This window comes from Mesorhizobium sp. M1D.F.Ca.ET.231.01.1.1 (genome assembly GCF_003999155.2).
Lineage (GTDB): Bacteria > Pseudomonadota > Alphaproteobacteria > Rhizobiales > Rhizobiaceae > Mesorhizobium.
Window position 1 is genome coordinate 1 of the sequence record NZ_RZOZ02000188.1, and the last position, 315, is coordinate 315.

Sequence of the window (315 nt, forward strand, 5' to 3'; positions counted from 1 at the left end):
GACGGAGATCGTCCCGAACAAGCACCAGCCCAATGCGGCGATAACCAAAGGCTGCGGGACCGCACCGACGATCGGCAGCTCGGTAATATGAGCCTGCAATTGAATCAGGACCGGCAGAAAGGCGATCAGGGTCATGATCGACTGGACGAAGGTCGAGCCGAGATCTTCCATGATCTGCGAGAAGCGCATCGTGTCTTCCTGGATACGCTGTGAAGCGCCTTCGATGTGGCGCAGCCGGCCCCAGTTCGCCATGAAGTAATCGTTCATCGCGGTGCGCCAGCGGAAGATCCAGTGACTGACGATGAAGGCATTGAC

At 58.1% G+C, this 315-nt stretch carries 1 protein-coding gene; it reads right to left on the reverse strand.

The genetic code is table 11. The features are described from left to right. A partial coding sequence (locus EN874_RS32895) for an SbmA/BacA-like family transporter (RefSeq protein ID WP_281061467.1) occupies positions 1-315 on the reverse strand: 315 nt, incomplete at both ends.